This is a genomic window from Pseudomonas sp. KH_050, assembly GCF_057838875.1.
Map to the genome: position 1 here is coordinate 4,331,752 of NZ_CM174478.1, position 25,476 is coordinate 4,357,227.

21 protein-coding genes are annotated in these 25,476 nt (G+C 62.2%); 16 read left to right on the forward strand and 5 right to left on the reverse strand.

Annotated features, from left to right (window positions below; all coding sequences use genetic code 11):
* Positions 1–8 precede the first annotated feature (8 nt).
* The 12 genes from AC3IUA_RS19715 to AC3IUA_RS19770 all read left to right on the forward strand — a co-directional run bounded on the left by AC3IUA_RS19715 (position 9) and on the right by AC3IUA_RS19770 (position 14,589).
* Positions 9–1,601, forward strand: a complete 1,593-nt coding sequence (locus tag AC3IUA_RS19715; protein WP_489356499.1) for a GumC family protein — start codon at positions 9–11, stop codon at positions 1,599–1,601.
* On the forward strand, positions 1,598–2,686 hold the full coding sequence (locus tag AC3IUA_RS19720) for a glycosyltransferase family 4 protein (protein ID WP_489356500.1): 1,089 nt from the start codon (positions 1,598–1,600) through the stop codon (positions 2,684–2,686). The genes AC3IUA_RS19715 and AC3IUA_RS19720 overlap by 4 nt, the downstream gene beginning before the upstream one ends.
* Complete coding sequence (locus AC3IUA_RS19725) at positions 2,683–4,050, forward strand: O-antigen ligase family protein (protein ID WP_489356502.1); 1,368 nt, start codon at positions 2,683–2,685, stop codon at positions 4,048–4,050. Before AC3IUA_RS19720 ends, AC3IUA_RS19725 begins: the two co-directional genes overlap by 4 nt.
* Positions 4,047–5,015 (forward strand): glycosyltransferase family 2 protein, encoded by a 969-nt coding sequence (locus AC3IUA_RS19730; protein WP_489356504.1) that lies wholly within the window; start codon positions 4,047–4,049, stop codon positions 5,013–5,015. Before AC3IUA_RS19725 ends, AC3IUA_RS19730 begins: the two co-directional genes overlap by 4 nt.
* Positions 5,008–6,144, forward strand: coding sequence for a glycosyltransferase family 2 protein (locus AC3IUA_RS19735; protein WP_489356506.1), 1,137 nt, complete (start codon positions 5,008–5,010; stop codon positions 6,142–6,144). Before AC3IUA_RS19730 ends, AC3IUA_RS19735 begins: the two co-directional genes overlap by 8 nt.
* 12 nt (positions 6,145–6,156) lie before the next feature.
* Positions 6,157–7,167 carry a polysaccharide deacetylase family protein gene (locus tag AC3IUA_RS19740; protein ID WP_489356508.1) on the forward strand — a complete coding sequence of 337 codons (1,011 nt, stop codon included), beginning with the start codon at positions 6,157–6,159 and terminating at the stop codon, positions 7,165–7,167.
* Positions 7,164–8,468, forward strand: a complete 1,305-nt coding sequence (locus AC3IUA_RS19745; RefSeq protein WP_489356510.1) for a lipopolysaccharide biosynthesis protein — start codon at positions 7,164–7,166, stop codon at positions 8,466–8,468. The genes AC3IUA_RS19740 and AC3IUA_RS19745 overlap by 4 nt, the downstream gene beginning before the upstream one ends.
* Positions 8,465–10,402, forward strand: a complete 1,938-nt coding sequence (locus AC3IUA_RS19750) for a hypothetical protein (RefSeq protein WP_489356512.1) — start codon at positions 8,465–8,467, stop codon at positions 10,400–10,402. Before AC3IUA_RS19745 ends, AC3IUA_RS19750 begins: the two co-directional genes overlap by 4 nt.
* A 142-nt stretch (positions 10,403–10,544) precedes the next feature.
* The gene (locus tag AC3IUA_RS19755; protein WP_489356514.1) at positions 10,545–11,234 is read left to right on the forward strand and encodes an N-acetyltransferase; all 690 of its coding nucleotides are present in this window, start codon (positions 10,545–10,547) and stop codon (positions 11,232–11,234) included.
* Positions 11,235–11,239: 5 nt separating this feature from the next.
* Positions 11,240–12,421, forward strand: a complete 1,182-nt coding sequence (locus AC3IUA_RS19760) for a GNAT family N-acetyltransferase (protein ID WP_489356516.1) — start codon at positions 11,240–11,242, stop codon at positions 12,419–12,421.
* Positions 12,393–13,178, forward strand: a complete 786-nt coding sequence (locus AC3IUA_RS19765) for a carbohydrate deacetylase (protein WP_489356518.1) — start codon at positions 12,393–12,395, stop codon at positions 13,176–13,178. The genes AC3IUA_RS19760 and AC3IUA_RS19765 overlap by 29 nt, the downstream gene beginning before the upstream one ends.
* Before the next feature lie 571 nt (positions 13,179–13,749).
* Positions 13,750–14,589: a lipopolysaccharide kinase InaA family protein gene (locus AC3IUA_RS19770; RefSeq protein WP_489356520.1), complete on the forward strand. Its 840-nt coding sequence runs from the start codon at positions 13,750–13,752 to the stop codon at positions 14,587–14,589.
* A gap of 44 nt (positions 14,590–14,633) precedes the next feature.
* Here the strand turns inward: AC3IUA_RS19770 and AC3IUA_RS19775 are convergent, their stop codons facing one another.
* From AC3IUA_RS19775 to AC3IUA_RS19795, 5 genes are all read right to left on the reverse strand, one after another.
* A complete protein-coding gene (locus AC3IUA_RS19775) occupies positions 14,634–15,851 on the reverse strand; it encodes a fumarylacetoacetate hydrolase family protein (RefSeq protein WP_489356522.1) in 1,218 nt (405 codons plus the stop codon).
* A 104-nt stretch (positions 15,852–15,955) separates the two neighbouring features.
* Positions 15,956–17,536, reverse strand: coding sequence for an aldehyde dehydrogenase (NADP(+)) (locus tag AC3IUA_RS19780; RefSeq protein WP_489356524.1), 1,581 nt, complete (start codon positions 17,534–17,536; stop codon positions 15,956–15,958).
* Positions 17,537–17,646: 110 nt separating this feature from the next.
* Entirely contained in the window at positions 17,647–19,200 is a 1,554-nt protein-coding gene (locus tag AC3IUA_RS19785; RefSeq protein ID WP_489356526.1) for a UxaA family hydrolase, read from the reverse strand.
* Between the two features lie 209 nt (positions 19,201–19,409).
* Positions 19,410–20,366, reverse strand: a complete 957-nt coding sequence (locus tag AC3IUA_RS19790; RefSeq protein WP_489356528.1) for a LysR family transcriptional regulator — start codon at positions 20,364–20,366, stop codon at positions 19,410–19,412.
* A gap of 80 nt (positions 20,367–20,446) precedes the next feature.
* A complete protein-coding gene (locus AC3IUA_RS19795) occupies positions 20,447–21,433 on the reverse strand; it encodes a LysR family transcriptional regulator (RefSeq protein WP_489356530.1) in 987 nt (328 codons plus the stop codon).
* Between the two features lie 84 nt (positions 21,434–21,517).
* Here AC3IUA_RS19795 and AC3IUA_RS19800 point away from each other — a divergent pair, with 84 nt between their 5' ends.
* The 4 genes from AC3IUA_RS19800 (at position 21,518) to AC3IUA_RS19815 (ending at position 25,458) form a co-directional block, all read left to right on the forward strand.
* Positions 21,518–22,843, forward strand: coding sequence for an L-fuconate dehydratase (locus AC3IUA_RS19800; protein WP_489356532.1), 1,326 nt, complete (start codon positions 21,518–21,520; stop codon positions 22,841–22,843).
* 98 nt (positions 22,844–22,941) lie between these two features.
* On the forward strand, positions 22,942–24,243 hold the full coding sequence (locus AC3IUA_RS19805; RefSeq protein WP_489356534.1) for an MFS transporter: 1,302 nt from the start codon (positions 22,942–22,944) through the stop codon (positions 24,241–24,243).
* A gap of 306 nt (positions 24,244–24,549) precedes the next feature.
* Positions 24,550–25,080, forward strand: a complete 531-nt coding sequence (locus AC3IUA_RS19810; protein WP_489356536.1) for an iron transporter — start codon at positions 24,550–24,552, stop codon at positions 25,078–25,080.
* Positions 25,081–25,458 (forward strand): cupredoxin domain-containing protein, encoded by a 378-nt coding sequence (locus AC3IUA_RS19815; RefSeq protein ID WP_489356538.1) that lies wholly within the window; start codon positions 25,081–25,083, stop codon positions 25,456–25,458.
* Positions 25,459–25,476 lie beyond the last annotated feature (18 nt).

The window sequence follows — 25,476 nt, forward strand, 5'->3', positions numbered from 1 at the left end:
GACTAGTCATGAATCCAAAGGAAAACTACCTGCATGAGTTCTTCAGGATCTTCTTCGCCAACCGCCAGACGGTGAAGCGAGTGTTCCTGGTCTTTGCAGTGATCGCACTGGCGTTGCCATTGGTGCTCAAACAGAGCTTCGATATCACCGCCGAAGTCATTGTCCAGTCCAAGAAGTTATCCCAAAGCGATGCCGCCACGGCGCTGACGCAAGAAACCGACAAGTTCATTCCGCCGTCGCTGGCAGACATGGAAACCGAGAGCAATATCCTGCGTTCACCGACGCTGATCCGGCAGACCATCAGCCAGTTGCATGAACAGGGTGAGTTTAATACCAGCCCGGGCATGCTCGACAAGCTGCTGTTCGCCCCGCTGAACCAGTACCTGGTCAATCCCTTGCGCGAGCATGTGATCGACCCGGTACGCAAGGTCATCGGCGTGGAGTCCGATCCGGTACGTGACACGACCCTGGATGCCCTCGCCCAACAAGCGATCACCGACCTCAAGGTCGAAACACTCCCCGGTTCCAACGTGATTTCGATCGTCTACAGCCACGATGACCCGGCACTGGGCACCAAGTTCGTCGACCAGTTGCTGAAAAACTATCTGCAGAACCGCCAGGACCTGCAGTCCAACGAGTTGCCACTGGCCTTCTACGAACAGAAGAAACATCAGTACCAGGTGCGTCTCGACGGCCTGGAAGGTAATCGCCTGGCGCTGCTGCAAAGCATCAGTACTTCCGATCCCAAGGAAGAAATCACCTTCCGCCTGAACGCCATCAACACCGAAGAGCAGGCGCTCAACCTGTACCGCGATCGCCTGCTGCAAAGCCAGCGCTGGCTCGACTACCTGAAGACCAGTCTGGCCGCTGCCAACAATGCCAGACTCAACGACTACACCTTCCCCTACACCTTCACCACCACGGTGGACAACGTTGCGTTCGAAGACCGCGAGATCAAGCAACTCAGCGAACAGCTGACGAGTCAGGTCACTCGCTACAACAACGATCTGGCGATTTTCCAGCCGGGAAGCGAACCGATGCTGTTGACTCGCGAGCAGATTACCCGTTCGCGCCAGCAGTTCCTCAAGGTGGTCAACAATCGCATCCTGGAACGGGCCAACGATCTGGCGATCGTCACTTCGGTGATCAACCAGAAGACCGCGCGCATCGCCGAGTACAAAAACCGCGTCCATCAGCTGCAACAGACCCAGAGCAAGCTGCGGCAAATGGACACCGAAATCGAGGCGCTGCATGCGGCGTTCTTCACCTATACCCAGCGTTATGAAGAAAGCAGCAGCGAGCGCTCACTGGGCAGCGACCTGTCGAACGCGCGCGTCCTCAGCCCGCCGTATGAACCAACGGAAGCGGCCTTTCCGAAACCGCTGCTGATCATTCCGTTCGGCCTGATCACCGGTCTGTTGCTGGCTATCGCGATCGTCTATGTGCGTGAGTTCTTCGACCATCGTTTCAAACATCCGGCGCAAATCACCCATCAACTCGGCCTGCCCGTGTTGCTGGTGATCAACGATCAGCACGCCGATCAGCCCAATCCACACCGCAACTGGTCGGTGCCGAGCTTCCTGCATTGGGTGCGCAATTGAACGCGCAGGTCAAACCTGCGCTGGCGATCATCCATCTGCTCAGCAGCGGCGGGTTCTACGGGGCTGAGCGGATGTTGCTGGATCATTGCCTGGCGACACCGGGGCGGCACCAGGTGCTGTTCCTCGACGCGCCGCAGGAGCTGATCGCGCGCTTTCGTGAAGCCGGTGTCGACTGCCGCGGTTGCTCGGGGTTCGCCGGGTTGTTGCGCCACCTGGGTCAGCGGCGCAAGGAGCGGCCGCTGATCAACACCCATAACTTCAAGGGCCTGTTGTTTGGCTGGGTGGGTGCCACGCTGTGGCGCCTGCCGCTGGTCATTACCCAGCACGGCTTCACTCCACGCAGCACCAAGCAGCGCTTCTATACCTGGCTGAGCCTGCAACTGTGCCGCACGCCTTCGGTCAAGCGGGTGGTCTGCGTGGCAGAGAGCATCGCCCTGCTGCATCGCAAGGCCAGCGTGCGGGCAGACAAACTGCAAGTGATTCCCAACGGTCTGCCGACGGCCCCCGCCCTGCCGCCGCGCTCCGCCGGTAATCGCCGCTGGCTGGCCGGCTACGTCGGTCGGCTGAGCAGCGAAAAAGGTCCCGACCTGTTCCTCGATGCACTGATCCCGCTGTGCCAGGAACACCCGCAACTGCATGCGGTAATGCTCGGCGACGGCCCCGAACGCCTGGCATTGCTGGCGCGTATCGAGGCCGCCGGGTTGCTTGAACGTATCACGCTGCCGGGCTACCAGACCGATATGCGCCGCTGGTGGGCGGAACTGAATGTGCTGGTGATCAGTTCGCGCACGGAAGGCACTCCAATGATTCTGCTCGAGTCCATGCAAGCCGGAGTACCGGTGGTGGCTTTTGGTGTCGGCGGGATTCCCGACGTCATCCAGCACCGGCACAACGGCCTGTTGGCCCTAGCCTGCGACAGCGGCGACCTGGCCAGCCAGATCGACGCCCTGCTGCGCGACCCGGAACTGGTGCGGACCCTGGCCGACCGCGCGCGCCATACCCAGCTCGACCGTTACGACCTTGCGGCCCTGGCACAGCGTTGGTCGCAGCTCTATATCCATACTGCACGGGGGGCATACGCGTGATCATTCCGCTCTCGATGATCGGCCTGCTGGCCGCACTCTGCCTGGCGCTGCTGGCCAGCCCCTACCCGTACCTGGCACCCGGTGCGGTCGTGGGGCTGGTCGGGGTGGCCATACTCTACCGACGGCCCAGTTGGGGCTTGCTCGGGATTGTCGCGCTGGTGCCTTTCGAGGGCCTGATGAAGGACAGCAGTTTCTCCGGGGCAAAATTCCTCGGCATCTCGCTGGCCTTGATACTTTCCCTGCAACTGCTGCTGCGCCAACTTCCGGGGAGTCGCCTGCGGAGCAATATATGGCCGCTGTTGCTGGGGTTCATGGCGCTTTACCTGCTGAGTCTGTGGACGTCCGACCACGTCGGACTGTCCCTCACCCATCTGCGGGAACTGATCGTCGGCTTGCTGCTCTTCGTCATCACCCTGATGGTCGGGCGCGAGATGAACATGATCAACTTCTGCCGCCTGGCCACGCTCAGCGTCACCACCACCTGTGCCGTCGCGATGTTTTCCACCCAGTACCAGGAACAGGGGCGAGCGTCAGCCATGCTCGACCCCAATGGCCTGGCCATGCTGATCGCCTTCGCCATTCCCCAGGCACTGCTGCTCGCGCAGAAAAGCCCGAACCTGTTGCAGCGCCTGGGTTGGCTGGCGTGCTTCCTGTTGCTGCTGGGGGGCATGACCAAGACCGAATCGCGCTCGGGGCTGGTGGTGCTGTTTATCAGCCTGGCTATCGGCATCTATCACTACCGGGCACAGTTGCCGCGAATCCGTCCGCGTCACCTGGGCTTTGCCATGCTCGGCATAGCGATCGTCATACCCTTGGCGATCTACGCCATGCCGGAGGGTTACATCAAGCGCATTCAATCCCTCAGTGTGCTGTCATCTGGCGCTCGGGGCCACACCGACGAGTCCCTGGGACGACGCGCCTCCTACATCCTGGTCGGCAGCAAGATGATCCGTGAGCATCCGCTGCTGGGTACCGGTCCCGGCACCTTTCCGCTGCATTACGCAGTCACCGGTTATGCCAAGGCCTTCTCGGCCAACCGCAAGGACACCGACCTTTACCGGCGGGCGCACAACACCTACCTGGAACTGTTCAGCGAGGTCGGCATTCCCGCCGCGTTGCTGTTCGTGTCGATGCTTGCCCTCGCTTTGCGCAATATCCTGCGGGCGCGTTCGGTCTGGCTGCAGCGCGGCAACTGGGACCAGGCGGACCTGGTCACGCACTTGGGCATGAGTCTGCTGTCGCTGTCGCTGTTCCTGATGTTCCTCAGCGCGCCCAACCTGAAATACCTGTGGATCATGTTGGCGCTCTCTTGCGTGCTGCGCTTCAAGGCTGAAGAAAGCCCGCTGCCGGAGCTGCGCTCATGAGCCTGATCAGCATCGTCATCCCGATGTACAACGAGGCCCGGCATATCGCCCGGACCCTGCAGGCGGCACGTCAGGCCGCCGATGCCGCGGGCCTTGAGTGCGAGCTGCTGGTGGTCGACAACGGCTCCCAGGACCAGGGCCCGCAGATCGCCCGCGAACTGGGTGCCCAGGTGCTGACTCTGCCCGGCCTGCACATCGGCGCCTTGCGCAACCACGGCGCCGCCATCGCCAGCGGGGAATGGCTGGCCTTCCTCGATGCCGACATCGAGATGCCGCGCAACTGGCTCTCTTTATTGCTCGAACTCGAGTCTGGCGGTCAGGCCGATGTGCTCGGCCTGGACTGTGACACCCCGACGCAAGCGCCATGGTTCGCCCATGCCTGGCAGCGCCGCACATTGCGCCCCAATACCCAAAGCCTGCACCCGGCGCAATGGCTGCCGACCGCCAATCTGCTGATGCGCCGCGAGTGGTTCGTCCGGGTCGGCGGTTTTGACGAGAGTCTGCGCACCGGCGAGGACAAGGACTTGACGATGCGCCTGGCCCAGGCCGGAGCGCGCTTGCTGGCGGTCAATGAGAGCGTTGCCCTGCATTGGGGTTATGAGGGCAGTTGGCGCGAATGGATGGGCAAAGAGCTGTGGCGTCAGGGCAGTCATCTGCAGTTGCTGCGCAGCCACGGTATCAGCTTGCGCCTGTTGCGCTTCCCGCTGCTGTCACTGGGTGCCTGGGCGCTGGATACCATGGCGCTTTCGGCACTCTTCGACGGCTTGCCCCATCTGGCGCTGCTGCTGTTGCTGGTGACCAGCCTGCCGGCCCTGGTGTTGAGCCTGCGCCAGAGTCTGAAACATCGTGACCCGCGCCTGACCCTGCAACTCTGGGGCCTGCACTGGTTACGTTTGCACCTGGCCGGAGCTGCGTTCGTGCTCAGCCTTTGTCATTGGAAAGCCAGGAGACCTGCCCGTGGCTGAATTCATTTTCTGGTTGTGCCTGCTGTTGCCGCTGTATGCCTATCTGGGTTACCCGCTGATGCTGACGATCCTCGCACCGTGGTTTCCCAAACGTCGTTACCCGGCAACCGCCCCCCTGAAGGTGAGCATTGTCATCGCCGCGCACAATGAAGCCCGGCATGTCGAAGAGAAACTGCGGACCTTGCTGGACCAGGATTATTCGGCGCTGGCCCTGCAAGTCATTCTTGCCAGCGACGGCTCCAGCGATGACACCGTGGCCTGTGCGCAACGGGTGATCGATCCGCGCATCCAGGTGCTCGACCTGCCCCGCCAGGGCAAGGCCGCCACCCTGAATGCCGCCGTCGCACTGAGCACCGGCGATATTCTGGTGTTCACCGACGCCGACAACCAGTGGTCAACCACTACCCTCGGGCACCTGCTGGCGCCACTCAATGACCCACAAGTCGGTGGCTGCGCCGGGCACATGGTGATCCCGATCCCGGGCAAAGGCCTGAGCCTGGGCGATAGCCTGTACCGCCATTACGAGGGCTGGCTGCGGCGGGTGGAAAACCGTACCGGCTGCATGGTCTCCGCCGACGGCGCGTTGCTCGCCCTGCGCCGCGAGCTGTTCCAGACCATTCCGGCGCAGGTCAATGATGACTTCTTCCTCAGCACCTGCGCGCCGGTGGCCGGCAAACGCATCGTCTACGTCGAATCGGCGCAGGTGATCGATCAGGGCGTCGATGAAGCCGACAAACAGTTTCGCCGCCGTCAACGGGTGACCGTTGGCGGCCTGCAAAGCCTGGCGCAACGTCGTGAACTGCTCAACCCGTTTCGTCACGGCCTGTACGCACTGGCGCTGATCAGCCACAAACTGATTCGCCGGCTGGCACCGGTCCTGCTGGTACCGCTGCTGCTGAGCAACCTCTGGCTGTGGGGCGAGCACCGCTTCTACAACCTGGCGCTGATTGCCCAACTGTTGGGCTATAGCGTCGCCGTTGCCGGTCTGCTCGATGTGCAGCACCGTTTGCCCAAACCCTTTCGCCTCGCCGCCTTTTTACTAGTGACCCTTGCCGGGATGAGTGTCGGTCTGTGGCAGTTCCTGCGCGGCCAGCGTTATAGCCAATGGAATCCCGATCAGAATCGATGAGAGTGCCGTCCCATGCCGATCAAGCAAATGTTCAAGCGCACCAGTGGCTGGCTGTACCTCAACTCGCCGCTGGGACGCAGCCAGCTGCGTGGCGCCGGAGTGATCCTGATGCTGCATCGGGTGCTCGCCGACGACCGCAGCGCCGAGTTGCCCCATCGCAATGAGCTGTGCGTCGGCCCGCACGCCTTTGAACAACTGCTGAAGTGGCTCAAGCGCCATTTCGATTGCGTGACGCTGATGGACCTGCTGCACGCCAAGACCCCTGCGAACGCCTCGGCGCGGCCGAAAGTCGCCCTGACCTTCGACGACGGCTGGCGTGACAACGCACTGAATGCCTTTCCGCTGCTGGTGCAGCATCGGGTGCCGGCGAGTATTTTCCTCTCCACCGACTTCATTGGCAGCCGCCAGCGCTTCTGGTGGGAAAGCCTGGGTGAAACACTCTGGGGCAGCCATGGCAGCGACGCTCGTCAGCGACTGATCCAACACCTGCAACGCATCGGCAGGCCATTACCCGCGGCGTTCCTCGGTGGAGCCAACGAACGGCAACGCAGTCTGGCCCTGGCCAACTATCTGCAAAGCCTGAAAAGCCTGGCGCCGCAGGACCTCAACAACCTCACCGACACTTGCCCGACCGAGTCACTGCCGCAAGCACTGGACTGGCAGCAAGTGCGCACCCTGGAACGCTCCGGACTGATCAGCTTCGGTCCCCACGGCGCCAGCCACTCGATCCTCACCGGGCTCGACGACACCCGTCTTGACGAAGAACTGAGCCGCAGCCACGACGCGCTACAGCGAGGCTGCCAACTACCGCTGCCGGTCTATTGCTACCCCAATGGCGATCATGATCAGCGCGTCCGCCAACGCCTTGCCGCGCACCGCTACGCCTTTGCCCTGGGCACCAGCGCCGGGATCTATCGTGGCAATGGCGACCCGCTGGCACTGCCACGCATCGGCGTCAGCCAGCGCAATGCCAGCCGCCCTTCGCTGCTCGCCTGGCGCATCAGCCAGGGTGGTCGTCCATGAGCAGCAATCATTATCTGCGTCACCTGGTGCTGAGCATGGGCACGCGCCTGGCGATGATCGCCCTGCGCCTGCTGCGCAACGTGTTGCTGGCACGGATTCTCGGCCCCAGCGAACGCGGCCTGTTCGCCCTGCTCAGCACCTTGCCGGACCTGATCAGCGCCGCCACCAGCGGCGGGCTGAATTCGGCGGTCGGCTACCAGGCAGCGCAACAGCGCTCGATGGGCCTGCTGCTCAGCCAGGTGCTGGTGTTCGGCTGCTTGCTCGCCGGTCTGCTGACCTTCATCAGCGTCATCCTGCTACGTGAGTTCGGCACCATGCTGGACGTCACCACCCAGCTTGGATTGCTCGCCTGGTTGCTGCTGTTGGCGGTGCCGCTGACGGTGCTCAAGAGCGGTCTGCTGACCCTGCACAATGCTTCCGGTGGAGTGGTGGCCTTCAATACCCTGCGGCTGATCGAGTCGCTGGCGCCACTGCTGCTGTTTCTCGCACTGTTCTGGATGTGGCAAAACGCAGCGCTGGAAGCGGCGCTGATCAGCTGGCTCGCGGGCATCAGCCTGGTGGTCCTGGCTGGCTGGTTCTGGCTCAGCCGCAGCCAGGAAGTAAAACTCTGCTGGGACCGCAGCAGCCAGCAGGAACTGCTGCGCTACAGCGCCAAGAGCCATCCTGATCTGCTGTTCCAGCAGGTGATCCTGCGCTCGGACTACCTGTTCATCAGCGCCATCCTCGGCAGCACCGCCCTGGGCCATTACGCCATGGCCAGCGCCGCCGCCGAGTTGCTGCTGATCGTCCCCGAGGCCGTCACCACGCCTTTGATGAAGCGCCTGCTGCAACAGGAAGAAGGCATCGAACGCCTGACGCCACTGGCACTGCGATTGACGGCCACGGTGATGCTCGGCGCCTGCCTGAGCATGGCGCTGATCGGTGAATGGCTGATCATCACCCTGTTCGGTGTCGCCTATCAGCCGGCCTACCCGGCGCTGCTGGCACTGCTGCCGGGGTTGCTGGGCCTGTGCTACGCCAGCATCCTGCGCCTTGACCTGCTGGGGAAAAATCGCCCGGGCAGCATCTCGATGTTGATGGGCCTGGGCGCGGTGCTCAACCTGGCATTGAACCTGGTGTTGATTCCAGCCTACGGCATCGTCGGTGCGGCGATGGCCTCCTCCATTGCCTACCTGGCAGTGACCGTGGCCTTGCTGGTGTTGTATTGCCGGCTCAGTGGCGTGTCCGTGTGGCAAACCCTGATTATCTTGCCCAGCGACCTGCTGCCGATGCGCGAAATGCTGCGCAGGAGGTCCGCGTGAAACGCCTGGCGCTGCTGTTGAATCTGGGCCTGGCTCTGGGTCTGAACCTGAGTGCGCACGCCGCGACCATGCGCTGGGCCGACATTCGAGACGGCAGCCTCTATGTGCAACCGGATCAGACCGACACCCTGAGCGTCAGCTGGGTACCGGCCTGGCAGGCCGACACCAACGAAGAACGCCTGTACCTGCTGGACGGTCAGGGACAGTTGCGCGGCGAACGTCTGATCGGCGCCAGTGAAATCAGCGGTCACCAGAGTTGGCCATTGCCGCCGAGCGCCGCCAGCTATCGGCTGGAGATTCCGGGCTACAGTTTCCGTCGTTATCGCATTGAACACGATGCGCGCACGGTGGCCCTGTTCGCCCCGGCCAAGGTCCACTTCAGCGCCGAAACCCGTGACGGTGACGAGCTGTTTTTCAAGGTCGCTGCCGGTGAAAAGGCAATTCTGGCCGGCAAATTCCACGGTGGCATCAGCGTCCTGCAAGCGCAGCGTCTGTCCGATGGCAAGCAGATCCGTCTGACGCTCAACCCCTATCGTGCTTACTGGCAATTCGATCAGGTCGAACTGCCGAGCGCCAACGTCGAACAAGTCTGGCGCCTGCGCCTGCAAGGCAGCGGCAAAGCAGCGTTCTGGCTCGACGGCACGGCCAACCTGTTCGCCCAGCAGGCGCAGCAACTCAAACCGTTGCGACAGGACGATGGCCAGACCCGACTCACTCTGCACCCTGAGGTGCTGGGCCCGACCCCGAATCTGGGAAGCGCCCTGCCTTACGCATTGCCGCCGGAGTCGAGCTACCCGTTTCTCGATGCACTCAAGCCTCAGGCGGCCACCTATTACAGTGCCGTCGACCTGCTGAACCGGGACCCGCACTACGAAGATCGCTTTCGGCGGCTGTACCAGGATCGCTTTGCGATCACCCAGGACATCACCTTGCTCGCCGGGTCCGGGCGAAAAGCTGACCTGCGCGCCGACGCCGTCAGCAATGCCGGCCTTGACGCCTGGCTCGCCGCAACCCGCGCCCTGGGTGGCAAAGGGGTGCACTACATCGCCTTCGCAGATGAACCGAACCTCAACTACGCCGACTTTGCCAGCTATCTGAGCATCTTCAACAGCATGACACGCCAGGTGCTGAGTAACCCCGACAACCACAAAGCCGGCGTGCGCATCGCCATGCCCGCCAGTTCACGACTGATCAATGGCCCCTTTGCCGAAGATGCAGCCGATCGACGCGGCATCGACTGGGCGCGGCGTCTGCTGGCCGAGTCCGGCGACACGATCGACGCCCTGGCCTGGCACGAATGGATGATCCGCGATTTGCTGGCCACCCGAGTCTACCGCGACAGCGTGCGCCGGGCCGCCGAGCTGGTCGGCCTCGACTCACAGGGCCGACCACGCAAGGCGCTGCTACTGGACCAGACCAATATGTCCAGCGGTTCAAGCCTCAGCCCATACGATCAGGAAACCCATTTCGCCTCGTTGTGGTGGACGTCGGTGGCGATCAACTCGGCTCAGGACGGTCTGCTCGACATGCTCAACTGGTTCCAGATCGACGACGAGATGCCCTACCCCAAAGGCATGGTGCGGGTACTGGGCCCCGATCACTTCGAACTCAAACCCGTGGGCCTGGCCCAGCAATTCATCGCCGGGCACTGGCTGAAAAAGGTCCTGCGCCTGGAGAACGACGCTTTCGAGGTAGACGTCCTCGCCATGGCCACCGATCAACAACGCAGCCTGCTGGGTGTCAACAAGGGCACGCGGCGGCAACAGGTCAACCTGCAGGGCGCTGAAGCGGCGTGCCCGACGTCAACGGGCGCGCTGGTGTATTTCGGCGCCGACAGCAAGAGCCGGACCGCCACGTATCGCTGCCTGGAAGGTCGCATCAGCTTCGAAGTGCCCGGCGAAACCTTGTTCGCCCTGACCTGGAGCACCTCATGAATCGCCCGAACATGCCCCCTGGGACCAGGGTGCCCGATTATCTCCGACAACGCCTTGCCCGGCATGCGCTCACGGACGTGCTGCACGTTGTGCATCCAGGCGATCACGCCATCTCACATAGCCAGTCCTATCTGGAGGCAACATGAGTGCAATGCAGAAGCTCAATGACCGAATCAAAAAAAAAGGCCTTCGTAGCACCCTTCATGCCCTGTGGAAGCACCTTGTGTTTTTCCATTGGGAACTGTTGTGGATGGAACGCGATCTGGTCACTCCGGTGCCGCCGCACAAACTCAGGCCCTATCCGCCACTGCGCCTGGTAACCATCACCACGGAAAATGTCGGCGCCTTCGCCAAACACTTCGGCGATCGCGTGGAAACCATGCGCGAACTGGCCGTCGAAGGCCACACCGGGCACATGTACCTGGACGACAAGGGCGATGCCGTGTCCTTTATCTGGGGCAGCAGCCGTAACTACCATGACCGCCATTATTACGGCTGCCAGTTCCTGGTCGAGGAAGGCGAGTTCTTCGAATTCGGCGGCGAGCTGATTCGCGCCTACTGGGGTACGACCTTGTCGGTGGATCTGCAACTCGATCTGTGGAAAACCATGCAAGCGAAGGGCTGCAACAAGGTAGTGGATGTCTGTGAGACGCATAACATCCCGGCCCTCAAATTGCATATGCGCATGGGGTATCAGGAGCAAGGCCGGATCATGCATGTCTATGGTTTGTTCGGGCGCTGGCGCTTCTATCGCGAGACACGCTACAGCGGCTCGCGACTGGACGCCTTGCGCAAACCCGAACGGCCCGCCATCACTACACCTGCGGCTTGACTACTATGACTATAACTTTCGAATGGCGCACTTCGCTGCGCGCTACAGACTTTCCGACCGCGGCCTACGAAACCTTGCGCAAACGGGTCGCGGGCCATACACCGTTCAACACCCTGGCCTGGATGTGCGCGGCCGAGGGGGCGCTGAATGCCGACGAACAGTTGCATGTGTTGCTCGGCTGGCAGGCCGAGGAGCTGTGTCTGTGCTTGCCCCTGGTAGCGTACCGCGCATACTTCGGCGGAATGCAGATGCGGGTACTGCGCCACCTCGGCTTTCCCCTCAGCGACCGCATCGCCCTGCTCGCCACTCTGGAAGGTGCCAGCGCGCGGCAAACGCTTCGGCAGATCCGCCGCCACCTGCCCCACGCCCTGTTGCAGCTCAATGAGTTGACTGACCCTGACGCTCGGGGCAGCCTCCTCAAACAATGGAAACGCCAGAGTTCCACCGGCGAGCAGCGCCTCAGTTGCCGGGCACCGGTGCACCAGATCACTGAAGCCGACCGCCAGGAAGTTTCCGGCGACCCGCGCTACAAGCTGCGGCGAGCGCGAAAACGCATCACCACCTGTGGTGCGGTGGTGCGACGGCTGGTGCCGGATGCCACGACCATGGGGCCATTGCTGCAAGTCATCAGCGAAGTCGAGGCCGTCAGCTGGAAAGGCGACGAAGGCGTCGGGATCTTTTCCGATGCCCAGCGTCGGGAATGGATGGACCGGGCCTTCACCGCCCTCGCCGCCCGGGGGCTGGTGCGTGTGGTGGTGCTGGAACTGGACGGGCGTTGCATCAGCTACCGGCTCGGGCTGCTGGAGCAAGGTCGGCTGTACGACTACAACCTGGCATTTCTACCGAAATTCGCCGATCTGGGCAGCGGTCGGGTGCTGCTCGATGAGTGGGTTCGCTGGGGCCTGGACGAAGGCTGGGAATGGATCGACGCGTCACGGGTCAGCCTGGAGAACTCCAGCCACCAACTGCACGAACGCATGACCGGACAACTTGAACACTGGCGCTGGAGTTTCTACTCCTGGCGCCCCAGCGGGCTTTACCTGGGCATCGCCCTGCGCCTTTGGATACTGCTCAAACCGCACATGCAAAAGCTGCGGGCCAGACGCGCGGCGTCCGCCAAGCCTGTCGTTACCAGTCCACTTCCTCTGGAGGGTCACAATGCCTCAGCACGTCATAGTCAACGCTGACGACTTCGGCCTCAGCGAGAACGAGAACGCGGTGATCCTGCGGGCGTTCCAGACCGGTTTGATCAGCTCCGCAACGGCGATGGCCAACATGCCGGCGTTTGTCGCCGCCTGCACCATGGCCCGGCATCCCCTGCTGCAGGGGCGAATCGGCCTGCACTTCAACCTTACCTATGGACGTCCGCTCAGCGAAGCGATTCTCGAACAACCGGCATTCTGTAGCCCCAGCGGCGAATTTGATCTGGACCTGTCTCGCCACAGCCTGTGGCTTGGCCGCAAGGCCCGGCAGGCGGTGCTGGAGGAGCTGGAAGCGCAATGGCAACGCTGTCTGGAGTTCGGCCTGCAGCCCAGTCACCTGGATTCGCACCAGCACGTACATAATATCTGGCCCATCGGCGAAATCGTCGCGCGCTTCGCCGCCAGGCAGGGCGTGGCGCTGCGCCTGGCGCGCAACCTGGGGGGCAATATCGGCACCGGCAAGCGCCTGTTCAAGACCCTGCTCAACCGGCGTCTGCGCAGCCTCGCCGGCGCCACCGCCGACCACGTCTGTACCCCGGCCGACCTGCGCAACGCCGCCCCGCCGGCGGACGGCCTGCTGGAGGTGGTCACTCACCCCAACCTGCTGGGGGCGGATTTCGGCGATGCCTACCTGAAGCCGGGGGAATCCTTGAGTCAGGTGCTGGAGAGTCGTCTGTCGGGTGTTCCGCGAGTCCCCTATAGCGTGGCAGGCAAAACCCAGGCAGCGGTGGCTGGCGCGTAGGGAGCTGGCGTGTAGGAGCTGGCGTGTAGGAGCTGGCGCAGCCTGCGATCTTTTGGCGGGCAGCACCATCGCAAAGATCAACAGATCGCAGCCTGCGGCAGCTCCTACACGAGATTGCAGGCACCCACGGCATTGCGGGTGTACCCGGTCGGCGTAGGAGCTGGCGCAGCCTGCGCTCTTTTGGCGGGCAGCACCATCGCAAAGATCAACAGATCGCAGCCTGCGGCAGCTCCTACACGAGATTGCAGGCACCCACGGCATTGCGGGTGTACCCGGTCGGCGTAGGAGCTGGCGCAGCCTGCGATCTTTTGGCGGGCAGCACCATCGCAAAGATCAACAGATCGCAGCCTGCGGCAGCTCCTACACGAGATTGCAGGCACCCACGGCATTGCGGGTGTACCCGGTCGGCGCAGGAGCTGGCGCAGCCTGCGATCTTTTGGCGGGCAATCCGCAAAAAACAGGTCAATACGGTATTACAGAGTCATCAGCAGAACGCTGAACGGTGTGAAAATTAAGTGAAAATTATGTTAAATTTCTTGTCCTGATGGGTTTCCGAGATAAAGGACTATCAATGCGACACGAAAAACATCAGTTTCTCAAAAGTTTCCCCTTCACCAGCAGCCATCTGCGGTCGACGATTCATTTCACGAATCCGCCCACTCCAGGCATGACCAAGGCGCTCCAGGGGCTGATCAATCAAGGCCGCCAGACCAGACGCGTCAGCGCTGCCCTGCCGGCATCCGATGCGGCATTGTTCGTCAAGACCCAACCCCTCAACGACTTCAAGGCCAGATGCCGGGTGACCTGGGGCTACCCCAAGAGCGACGGCATGTTCGACTGGCCGGTCGAAGAGCTGATCAATAGTTTTGAAGCCTGGCGACGCGGTGCGCCGGTGCCTTCGCTGCTAGGGTTCGGCTATCGCAAGACGCGGCTCGGGATAACCGAAGAGTTTTTCATCATTTCCCAGTTGCTTGAGGACCACATTGACGCGATGGAATGGCTGCAAGAGCAGCCCGATCGTATTGAAAGCCTCATCCGCAGTGCATTCGCGCTGATGCTCTCGCTACACCACAAGCGCATCACCCACATGGATTTGTGGGCCGCCAATATCATGCTGTCAAAAGCGGACACCAGCCAGGCCAAGGCCATTGACCTGGAAAACTGCTTCTTTGAGCGCTCCCGATACCCGAGTGAGACCCTGGGGTTCCAGTTCGGCTTTTTCTATTATCGGCAGATCTATCGATTCATCACCGAATCGTGCTACGACGCACTGGTCTACCAGGCCCTGCAGTCGTTCCCGGCGCTCGATCAGGAAAAATTCGAGGAGTTCTATACGGCCTGCAAACACGAAAAAATCGGCCGCAAGGAACGCCGGGAAATCTTCCTCAACGGCAAACTGATCATTGGCTGACGTCGTCCCTTCATCCAACTGGCATTCACTGAACAACCTCAGCCTCAGAGCTGCCGGGCGGTTACCGCCACCTGCAACAATCCACGACGGTTCAGGCTGTCGAGCAATGCCCGCACGCCGAAGTCCCAGACCGGCGCCTGGTCACTGGTGGTGACCCGGTTGCACAGTGTGCCGAGGTAGTCGTTGCTGATCGCGACAATGTCGCCCTGCTTATGGGTGAAACCGGCGCCGGGTTGGTCGCGATCCTGTTTGGGGGCGAACAGCGTACCAAGGAACAGCACCAGGCCGTCGGGGTACTGGTGATTGTCGTTGAGGGTCTGTTGCACCAGGTCGACCGGATCGCGACTGATCTGGCGCATGGAGCTGCGACCTTCGAGCACGAAGCCATCCTCGCCCGTCACCCGTAAGTCCACTTGCGCCTGACGCACATCATCCAGGCTGAAGCTGTCATCGAACAAGCGCAGGAATGGCCCCAGCGCCGTCGAGGCATTGTTGTCCTTGGCCTTGGACAGCAGCAGCGCACTGCGACCTTCGAAGTCCCGCAGGTTGACGTCGTTGCCGAGCATCGCGCCGTGGATCCTGCCGGTGCTCGACACCGCCAGCACCACTTCCGGTTCCGGGTTGTTCCAGCTGGATTTGGGGTGGATGCCGATTGCCGCACCATGGCCCACCGCCGACAACGGTTGGGCCTTGGTGAAGATCTCCGCATCCGGACCAATCCCGACTTCCAGGTACTGCGACCACAACCCCTGCTCCACCAGCACCGCACGCAGGGCCTGGGCTTGTGCCGAGCCGGGAACGATCTGCGACAGATCGGCGCCAATCTGCGCGACCAGGGTGTCGCGGATCGCCTCGGCCCTGGCCGGATCGCCCTTGGCCTGCTCTTCGACCACCCGTTCGAGCATGCTCGCGGCAAAGGTCACGCCCGCGGCCTTGATCGCCTGCAGGTCAATCGGCGCCAATAGCCACGGCAGTTGCGCATTGCGCTGCGCCGGGTCGCTGTTGTGCAGCAGCGCTTGCAGCTCGATCAGTGGCTCGGCCAGCGGCAGGCTGCGCAACCAGCTCACCGGATCCTCGAGTTCCAGCAGCGCCGACACTGTCGCCACCTGGGCGCTGATGTCGTACACCGCAGCATTGTTCAACAGGACCACCGACGGCCCGAGCTCAGGCAGCCAGACGCGCCCGACCCAGGTCCCCGTGTCAAATACATGAGCATTCACGCCAAGGTCCAGCGAGCCCGTTAGAGCAGTTTTACTATTCATCTCAGCACTCTTTTGTGGGTGTCAGTGTGGTGATGTCAGTCGGGACGTCGCGGTTCAGTGAGCGAGCGGCGCGAGCTGCAGGGATGCGGCTTCGTTTCCACTGCTCAATCCAGGGCCCGGGTGCTGCTCTGACCATCCACCAACCGGGCGATGCCCAGCGGGTTGGCGTTTTTCAGCGGGTCTGGCAAGTGCGCATCGGGAACATTCTGGTAACACACCGGGCGCAGGAAACGCTCGATCGCCAGGGTCCCCACCGAGGTGCCCCGGGAGTCGGAGGTTGCCGGGTACGGTCCGCCGTGGACCATCGCATCGCAGACTTCGACGCCCGTCGGATAGCCGTTGAGCAGCACCCGGCCGACCCGCTGTTCCAGCAGCCCGAACAGTTCGGCAAATGCCGTCAGGTCCGTTTCTTCAGCCAGCAGCGTGGCGGTGAGCTGGCCCTGCAGCGCGCCTACCGCCTGCAGCAGTTCATCCTTGTCGGCGGCCAGGACCACGATGGAGCACGGACCGAAGACTTCTTCCTGGAGCAGGTGATCGTGCTCCAGCAACAGCCTGACATCCGCCTCGAACAAGTGCGGCTGGGCCTGATTGCCCTGTTGTGGCTGGCCGCTCAAATGCTTGATACCCGGATGGGCGAGCAGCGCCTTCAGGCCATTGCCGTAACTGCGCAAGGTCCCGGCGTTGAGCATGGTTTGCGCGGGTTGCTCGGCCATGTGGCCGCGCAACTGTTCGACAAACCCCTCCATCTGCGGCGAGCGAATACCCAGGATCAGTCCCGGGTTGGTGCAGAACTGGCCGCAGCCCTGGACCACCGAAGCGCTCAACTCTTTACCGATCGCCGCACTGCGCGCTTGCAACGCCTCGGGCAAGACAATCACCGGATTGATACTCGACATCTCGGCGAACACCGGAATCGGTCGTGGGCGGGCGGCAGCCATGTCACACAGCGCTCGTCCTCCCTTGAGCGAGCCGGTGAAACCCACCGCCTGGATCCCCGGATGTTTGACCAGTGCCTCACCGACACCGGAGCCGAAGATCATATTGAACACCCCGGCCGGCATCGCGGTTTTTTCCGCGGCACGGATCAGCGCAGCGGCCACACGCTCGGCGGTCGCCATATGCCCGCTGTGGGCCTTGAACACCACCGGGCAACCGGCCGCCAGCGCGGAGGCGGTATCGCCGCCGGCCGTGGAGAATGCCAGCGGAAAATTACTCGCGCCGAACACCGCCACCGGGCCGACCGCGATCTTGTACTGGCGCAGGTCCGGACGTGGCAGAGGTGTGCGTTCAGGCAGTGCCTGATCGATCCGCGCGCCGTAGAAATCACCGCGACGCAGCACTTGGGCAAACAGCCGCATCTGGCCGCTGGTGCGACCGCGCTCACCCTGAATCCGCGCTGCCGGCAATGCGGTTTCGCGACAGGTCAACGCCACCAGTTCATCGCCCAGTCCATCGAGCTCGTCGGCGATCGCTTCGAGAAACTCCGCGCGCCGGCTGGCCGGCAGGTTGCGAAACAGCGGATAAGCTTGCTCGGCCGCCAGTACCGCGGCGTCCACCTCGGCCAGGGTTGCCTGGTAAAAAGCTCCGGGCAATTGCTCGCCGGTGCTGGCATCGACGCTGTGCAGCAGGGTGTCGCCTTTGGCGCTGCGTTGACCGCCGATAAAGTTGTGTCCGGATACGCTCATATGAATCTCTCGCCTCATCAGATAGCAGCGCCACCGGGCCTGGGGCCGGCGGTGGTTCAAGGGGGTGCGCTGCTGTTTCGGGAATGGGTGTCAACGTCGAAAAGGGATGTTCAGGTCACTGCGCCGATCTGCCAGGGCACGAATTCGTTCTGCCCATAACCGTGCCGCTCGCTCTTGCTGCGCTCGCCGGAAGCGATGCTCAGCATCAGTTCGAAGATGTGCGCGCCGCGCTCCTCGATGCTGGTACTGCCATCAGCGATACCGCCGCAGTTCACATCCATGTCTTCTTCCTGGTGCTCGAACACCCGGTTGTTGGTCGCCAGCTTGATCGACGGCGCAGGTGCGCAGCCGTAGGCCGAACCGCGCCCGGTGGTGAAGGCGATCAGGTTGGCGCCACCCGCGACCTGGCCAGTCGCCGATACCGGGTCGTAGCCAGGGGTGTCCATGAACACCAGGCCTTTGGCCCGCACTGCCTCGGCGTATTCGTAGACTTCGACCAGGTTGCTGGAGCCGGCCTTGGCCACTGCCCCCAGAGACTTCTCGAGGATGGTGGTCAGGCCGCCGGCCTTGTTGCCAGCGGATGGATTGTTGTTGAGCTCGGCGTTCATTCGCTGGCAGTACGCTTCCCACCAGTGAATGCGGGCGATGAGTTTTTCACCCACCGCGCGGCTGACTGCGCGGCGGGTCAACAGATGTTCGGCACCGTAGATTTCCGGGGTTTCGGAAAGGATCGCGCTGCCACCGGCGGCGACCAGGCGGTCCACCGCATTGCCCAGCGCCGGGTTGGCGGTGATGCCCGAGTAACCATCGGAGCCACCGCATTGCAGGCCGACAATCAGGTGCCGGGCACTGACTCGCTCGCGCTGCACCTGGTTAGCCTGGGCCAGCAGGCCTTTGACTTGCTCGATGCCGCTGGCGATGGTTTTCGAAGTACCACCGATACCCTGAATAGTGAATGCCCGCAGCTGATCGCTTTTGACCAGGCCCTGAGTCGAGAGCAAATCCTCGATCTGATTGGTTTCGCAGCCCAGGCCGATAATCAGCACCGCGGCAAAATTAGGGTGCACCGCATAACCACCGAGGGTCCGGCGCAACAGTCCCAGGGCTTCACCGCTGGGGTCCACGGCGCAGCCGGCGCTGTGGGTCAACGCCACCACCCCATCGACATTCGGGTAGGCCGCCAGCGCTTCGGGATGGATGTCGCGCCGAAAGTAATCGGCCACCGCCCGGGCCACGGTGGCCGAACAGTTCACCGAGGTCAGGATCCCGACATAATTACGGGTCGCGACCCGCCCGTCAGCCCGCACGATGCCCTGGAAGAATGCCTCGGTCGCCGGCAGCTGATGGGCATCGACGCCGAAGGCATAGTCACGGGAGAAATCGCCCATTTCGACGTTCTGCACGTGCACATGCTCGCCGACCTCGATGGTCTGCGAAGCGAAGCCGATGATCTGCCCGTAGCGGCGCAACGACTGGCCCTTCTCGACTCGCACAGTGGCGACTTTGTGCCCGGAAGGAATCGTTTGCCGAACGGTGATCCGCTCCTGCTCAAGATGCAGACCTTCGGGCAGCATCTGGCGGGCGATCAGCACATTGTCCAGGGGGTTGAGGCGGATAACGGCAGCACTGCTGTCGTAGGCCGGGGTTTTGGCAATCAGTTCCATGGAACCTCTCAGGGACGGTGATGCCCGGTGCTGACGTCAGGTCGCTGAGCTGACAGACGTCCGGTACCGGCGGGTAAGTTCTTGTTATTACAGGTTCGATCTGCACCGAACGGGTCTGTAATCACTGTAAGGAGCTACCCGCGCATTTCCCAATGAAAGGTTCCGATTGACCGATAACCCTGGGTTATCGAATCAGCCGGAAGCTGTGCTCAGACGATTTCCCCGTCGCGGCGCTGCCGGGCAAATTCCAGCAGGATATCGGCGAACTCCCGGGTCGCTCCGGTGAGCCGTTCGTGTTTGCGGGTGAGGATTCCGTAATCCAGAGGCGCCAGCTGTAGTGGCGTGTCGAGCACCTTGAGCAGGCCGTTCTGGATATGCCCCTGGACCATCGACTCGGGCAGCATGGCGATCATCGGCCCCGACTGCAGCAAGTGCAGGAAGATTGGCATGGAGGTGGTATCCACAGTATTGGCGGGCGTCGGGATTCCGGCAGCACTGAAGGCGGCCTCCATCCGCGCGCGAATCGGCGTGCCGACCGGATAGAGAATCCACGGCCAGTCACCTAAGGCCTCGAGTCGTGTCGGGCCCTGGGTGTTGAGGGGATGGCGGTGATTGACCACCAGGCAAAAGGGTTCCGGCCCCAATGGCTGGAAATCGAAGAGCAGGGTGAAGCGTTCGTCGATGAAGCGGCCGATGATAAGGTCGAGTTTGTTCTGCTCGAGCATTTCCAGTAGATGATCGCTGGACTGCTCGACCACTTCGATCGACAACAATGGGCTGCGGCTCTTGATCAGCGCGATGGCTTCGGGCAGCACCACCGAGGTCGCGGCAAAAATCCCGCCGACTTTCAGAAAACCATGGCCGCCCTTGCGCAACCGATTGACCTGATCGACGAAGCGCTGCGAATCGTTCAACGAGACCTGGGCATAGCGCACCACGTGCTCGCCCAGTTCGGTGGGCGGCATGCTGCGCGGTAGGCGCTCGAACAGCGCGAAACCGAACTGTTCCTCGAGGTCGCGCAACATTTTGCTCAACGCCGGCTGGCTGAGGTTCATCAGTTGCGCGGTGGTGTGCATATTGCGCGTGCGCGCCAGGGTATCGATCAGCACCAGATGCTTGAACCGCAACCAGCTGCAGAACGCGGAAGAGGAAATGTCCGTGGGCATCGGGGAAAAAACCTTGGGGAGATGGCAGCGATTCTAGCCGCTGGGGCAGGACTGAGTCCTGCCAATATCAGCGGCTCCTTTCAACCCTTGCCGTGCTCCTTGAGGTAACCCAGCAGTTTGCTCACGGCTGCCGACAAGGGCCGCGACTGGCGCGTCAGCAAGCCGATGTTGACCATGGAAATGGGCAGCTCGACGGGCAGGATGGTGACCATGCCATAGCGCAGGTAATGCTCTGCCACGTCATTGGGGACCACGGCAATCATGTCCGAGGCCTCGATCATCGAGGTGGTCGCCAGGATCGAGGCGGTTTCGACGATGTCCAGGGTTTGCACCATGCCCCCGGCCTTCAGCGCGCTTTCCACCCGCCGGCGCATCGGGCTGCCGATCGGATGGAGGATCCAGGTCATCGGCACCAGGTCGGCCAGACTGAGTTTCCCGGCCGCCGCCAACGCGTGGCCCGGGCGCGCAATGACGCGCATCTGCTCGCCCTTTTCGAACAGTTGAATATCCAGGTCCTGGCTGTCGATCTGGTCCGGCAGGCGTCCCAGCACCACGTCGAAATCGCCGCGAATCAATGCCGGCAGCAGCGTGTCGCTAGTGCCGACTTCAATGCAGATCCGCACTTTCGGGTTATCCGCCTTGAACGCCAGCACGCCACGGGTCAACAAAGTCGGCACCGGGCCCATCACCGTGCCGATGCGCACCAGCCCCGAAGCACCGCGTGCCAGCTCCGCCAGCTGGGCTTCGGCGTGCTCGAATTCATGAATCGCACCCTGGGCGTAGCGAATCATTACCTCGCCGTACAGCGTCGGTTCCATGCCGCGCGGCAGGCGCTCGAACAGCTTGGCGTCGAGGCGCTCTTCCAGTTGCTGCAGCAACAGGCTCGCCGCTGGCTGGGTGGTGTGCATTGCAGCCGCCGCGCGGCGCAGGTTGCGAAACTCACCCAAGGCATTGAGCAGGGCAATCTGGCGACTGGAGATCTTCAGCGGGCTGAAGGTTTTCGGCGAAACCGGGCTGGTGAGGGGCGGGACTTTTGGCTGGTCTGACATATCAATTTTGATATCCATCTATACGAATCGACGATTATGCCTATATCGCCGACCACCCTACAGTCGAACTCCCAAGTGGTCACCAACAATAAAGAGTCCTCCATGAGCATTCGAATTACCCACCTGAGCGTTCGCGACATCCGTTTCCCTACTTCCCGGTCACTCGACGGCTCCGACGCGATGAACAGCGCGCCAGACTATTCGGCGTCCTACGTGGTGCTGCACACCGACTCGGCGCAAAGCCTGGAAGGCCATGGCCTGACCTTCACCATCGGCCGAGGCAATGAGATCTGCGTCGCCGCCGTGCAATCCCTGGCGCCGCTGATCGTCGGCCTGACCCTGGAAGAGATCACCGCCGACATGGGCGGCTTCTGGCACAACTTCACCGCCGGTGACAGCCAGTTGCGCTGGCTCGGCCCGGAAAAAGGCGTGATTCATCTGGCCACCGCCGCCATCGTCAACGCCGTGTGGGACCTGTGGGCCAAGGCCGAAGCCAAGCCGGTGTGGAAACTGCTGGCAGACATGTCCCCCGAGCAACTGGTGGCGTGCCTGGACTTCAGCTACGTGACCGACGCCATCACCCCCGAAGAGGCCATCGCCCTGCTGCGCCGTCAGGTTCCCGGCAAGGCGCAACGGGAAGCCCGGATGCTGAGCGAGGGTTATCCCGGCTACACCACCGCCCCGGGCTGGCTGGGTTATTCGGAAGAGAAAATGCGCCGCCTGGCCCGCGAGGCCGTGGCCGATGGCTGGACCCACTTCAAGCAGAAAATCGGCGCCAATCTGGAAGACGACCTGCGCCGCGCGGCAATCCTGCGCGAAGAAATCGGCTGGGAGCGGACCTTGATGATGGACGCCAACCAGGTCTGGAGCGTCGATGAATCGGTGGCCAACATGCGTCGCCTGGCGGCATTCGACCCTTGGTGGATCGAAGAGCCGACCAGCCCCGACGACATCCTCGGGCACGCAACCATTCGCCAGCGGATCGCCCCGATCGGCGTCGCCACCGGCGAGCACTGTCATAACCGGGTGATGTTCAAGCAAATGTTCCAGGCCAAGGCGCTGGACTTCTGCCAACTGGACGCGGCGCGCCTGGGTGGTCTGAATGAAGTGCTGATCGTGTTGCTGATGGCCGCCAAATTCGAGGTGCCGGTGTGCCCCCATGGCGGCGGCGTCGGCTTGTGCGAGTATGTGCAGAACATCTCGCTGTTCGATTACATCGCGGTATCCGGCTCGCTGCAAAATCGCGTGCTGGAATACGTCGACCACCTGCACGAACACTTCCTCGAACCGGTGGTGATCCGCAACGGCCGCTACATGCCACCGCAGCGTCCTGGCTACAGCATTGAAATGAGCGCCGAAACCCTGGAGCGCTATCAGTACCCTAACGGCCCGGTGTGGCTGGACCTGGAGCAAACCCCGAGCAACTGAGTTTCAGGTACGACTCGATCCTTGTGGGAAACGGCGCCCGGCCCTTCCCACACCGACCTCTTCTGCCAGATGCACCTGCCCGCATTAGGACTATAAAAATGACAATCCTAAATACTGCCGCAGTGGCTCAAGCCCCTGCCCTTGCCGATGAAAACCGGCTGACCAATCTGCTGCTGCGCAAACTGATGCCACTGCTGGTAGTGGTCTATGTGATGAGCTTCCTCGACCGCACCAACATTGCCCTGGCCAAGGCCAGCATGGGCATTGACCTCGGGCTTTCCGCCGCGGCCTACGGCCTGGGCGCGGGATTGTTCTTCCTGACCTATGCGTTGTTCGAAGTGCCGAGCAACCTGATCATGCAGAAGGTCGGTGCGCGGTTCTGGATCACCCGCATCATGATCACCTGGGGCCTGCTCTCCGCCGGCATGGCCTTCGTCCAGGGCGAAACCTCGTTCTACATCATGCGCCTGTTGCTGGGTGTCGCCGAAGCCGGTCTGTTTCCCGGGGTCATGCTCTACCTGACCTACTGGTTCAACCGCGAACAACGCGCCCGGGCCACCGGCTACTTTCTGCTCGGGGTGTGCCTGGCGAATATTCTCAGTGGCCCATTGGGTGGCGCGCTGTTGCAACTCGATGGCTGGCTCGGCTGGCATGGCTGGCAGTGGCTGTTCGTGCTCGAAGGCTTGCCGGCGGTAGCACTGGCCTATGTGGTGTGGAAAAAACTGCCCGACGGCCCCTCCTCCGCGCCCTGGCTTTCGAAGGACGACGCGAGGGCAATCGAAGCGCGCCTGAGCGCCGAAAAAGCCGCCTCGCCACAACAAAGCCGGCTGAGTCAGATGCTGCGCGACAAGCAGATCTGGCTTGCGATCGTCGTCTACTTCGTGCATCAGATCACCATCTACACAGTGATCTTCTTCCTGCCCGGCATTATTGGTACCTACGGTGCATTGTCGCCGCTGCAGATCGGCCTGCTGACCTCGGTACCCTGGATCGCCGCCGCCATCGGCGCCGCCACGTTCCCGCGCCTGGCCACCTCGCCCCAGCGTTGCCGGGGGATTCTGTTCTTCGGCCTGCTGACCATGTCCGCCGGCTTGCTGCTGGCCTCGTTCGCCAACTCATTCATCGGCCTGATCGGCTTTTCCATGACCGCGCTGATGCTGTTCGTGGTGCAGTCGATCATCTTTGTCTTCCCCTCCAGTCGCCTGAGCGGCACCGCCCTGGCCGGCGGCCTGGCGTTCGTCACTACCTGCGGCTTGCTCGGAGGATTTGTCGGGCCGTCAGTGATGGGCCTGATCGAACAGGCCACCGGCAGCACCCGCAATGGTCTGCTGGTGATCGCCGGCTTGCTGGTAGTGGCGGCACTGGTGAGCACCCGATTGCGTCAGGGCCAGGAAAAATAACTGCGCAACCGCGTAGGAGCTGCCGCAGGCTGCGATCTTTTGATCTGGCTTTTGGGCACTCTTCGGAACCGCCAACAGATCGCAGGCTGCGCCAGCTCCTACGCCGTCCGTGTACCCCCGCACTATCGTGGGTGTCGGCAATCCCGCGTAGGAGCTGCCGCAGGCTGCGATCTTTTGATCTGGCGGCATCGTCCTCCAATCCCGGATCAGGCAGACGATCTGCGTAAAAATTGACAATAATCATTATTATTCGCAAGAAACCTTCCTAGACTCGGGCCCTCACTCGTCAGTGCCCAGGAAGACCTCATGCGTACCACCTTTTCGCTATCTCTCGCCGTGCTGTTGCTTGCTCCTTTGGCCCAGGCCAAGGAGTACCCGATTGGCGAGCCGCAATTGTGTCCGGGGCTGGAAGTCGCGGCGGTGTATCTGCAGCCGATCGAGATGGCACCTGCCGGCATGATGCGCGCCACCGCGGATTCCGACGTTCATCTGGAAGCCGACATCCGCGCTACCGCGGACAATCGTCAGGGCTTTCAGGAAGGCAGTTTCGTGCCCTACCTGAATGTCTCTTTCAACCTGAAGAAACAGGGCAGCGAGAGCGAACTCAAGGGCGACTTCCATGCCATGGTGGCCAATGACGGTCCGCACTATGGCGACAATGTGAAGCTGCTCGGCCCCGGTAAATATCAACTGACCTTCAGCGTCCTGCCACCAGGAGGTCATGGTTCCCTCGGTCGCCACACCGACAAGGAAACCGGTGTCGCGCCGTGGTTCGAGCGCTGTGAGCTGCACTACGAGTTCATCTACGCTGGCATCGGTAAAAAAGGCGGCTATTGAATGAGCCATGCGCCGTCGACCCATCGCGGCCGGTCAAGGTTTGCCTGTGCTCTCCGGCGTCTTGCCTGGCTGCTGCTGGCCTGGACGATAACGCCATTGACCGCCCATGCCCAATTGCCGACCTATGAGTTGACCATGCGCGACGGGCACTTCACCCCGGCATTACTGGAGGTTCCGGCCGGGCAACGCTTCAAGATCGTCCTGAAAAACATTGGTCAGGGGCCGGCAGAGTTCGAGAGCACGCCATTGCGGGTAGAAAAAGTCCTGTCGCCGGGGGTGACCACCTTCGTCGTCATTCACCCCTTGCGACCTGGTCATTACCCGTTCTTTGACGAGTTCAATCTGCAACTGCCCGAAGGCGGCATCCTCGCCAAATAACCGGGTCGTCCACGGAGC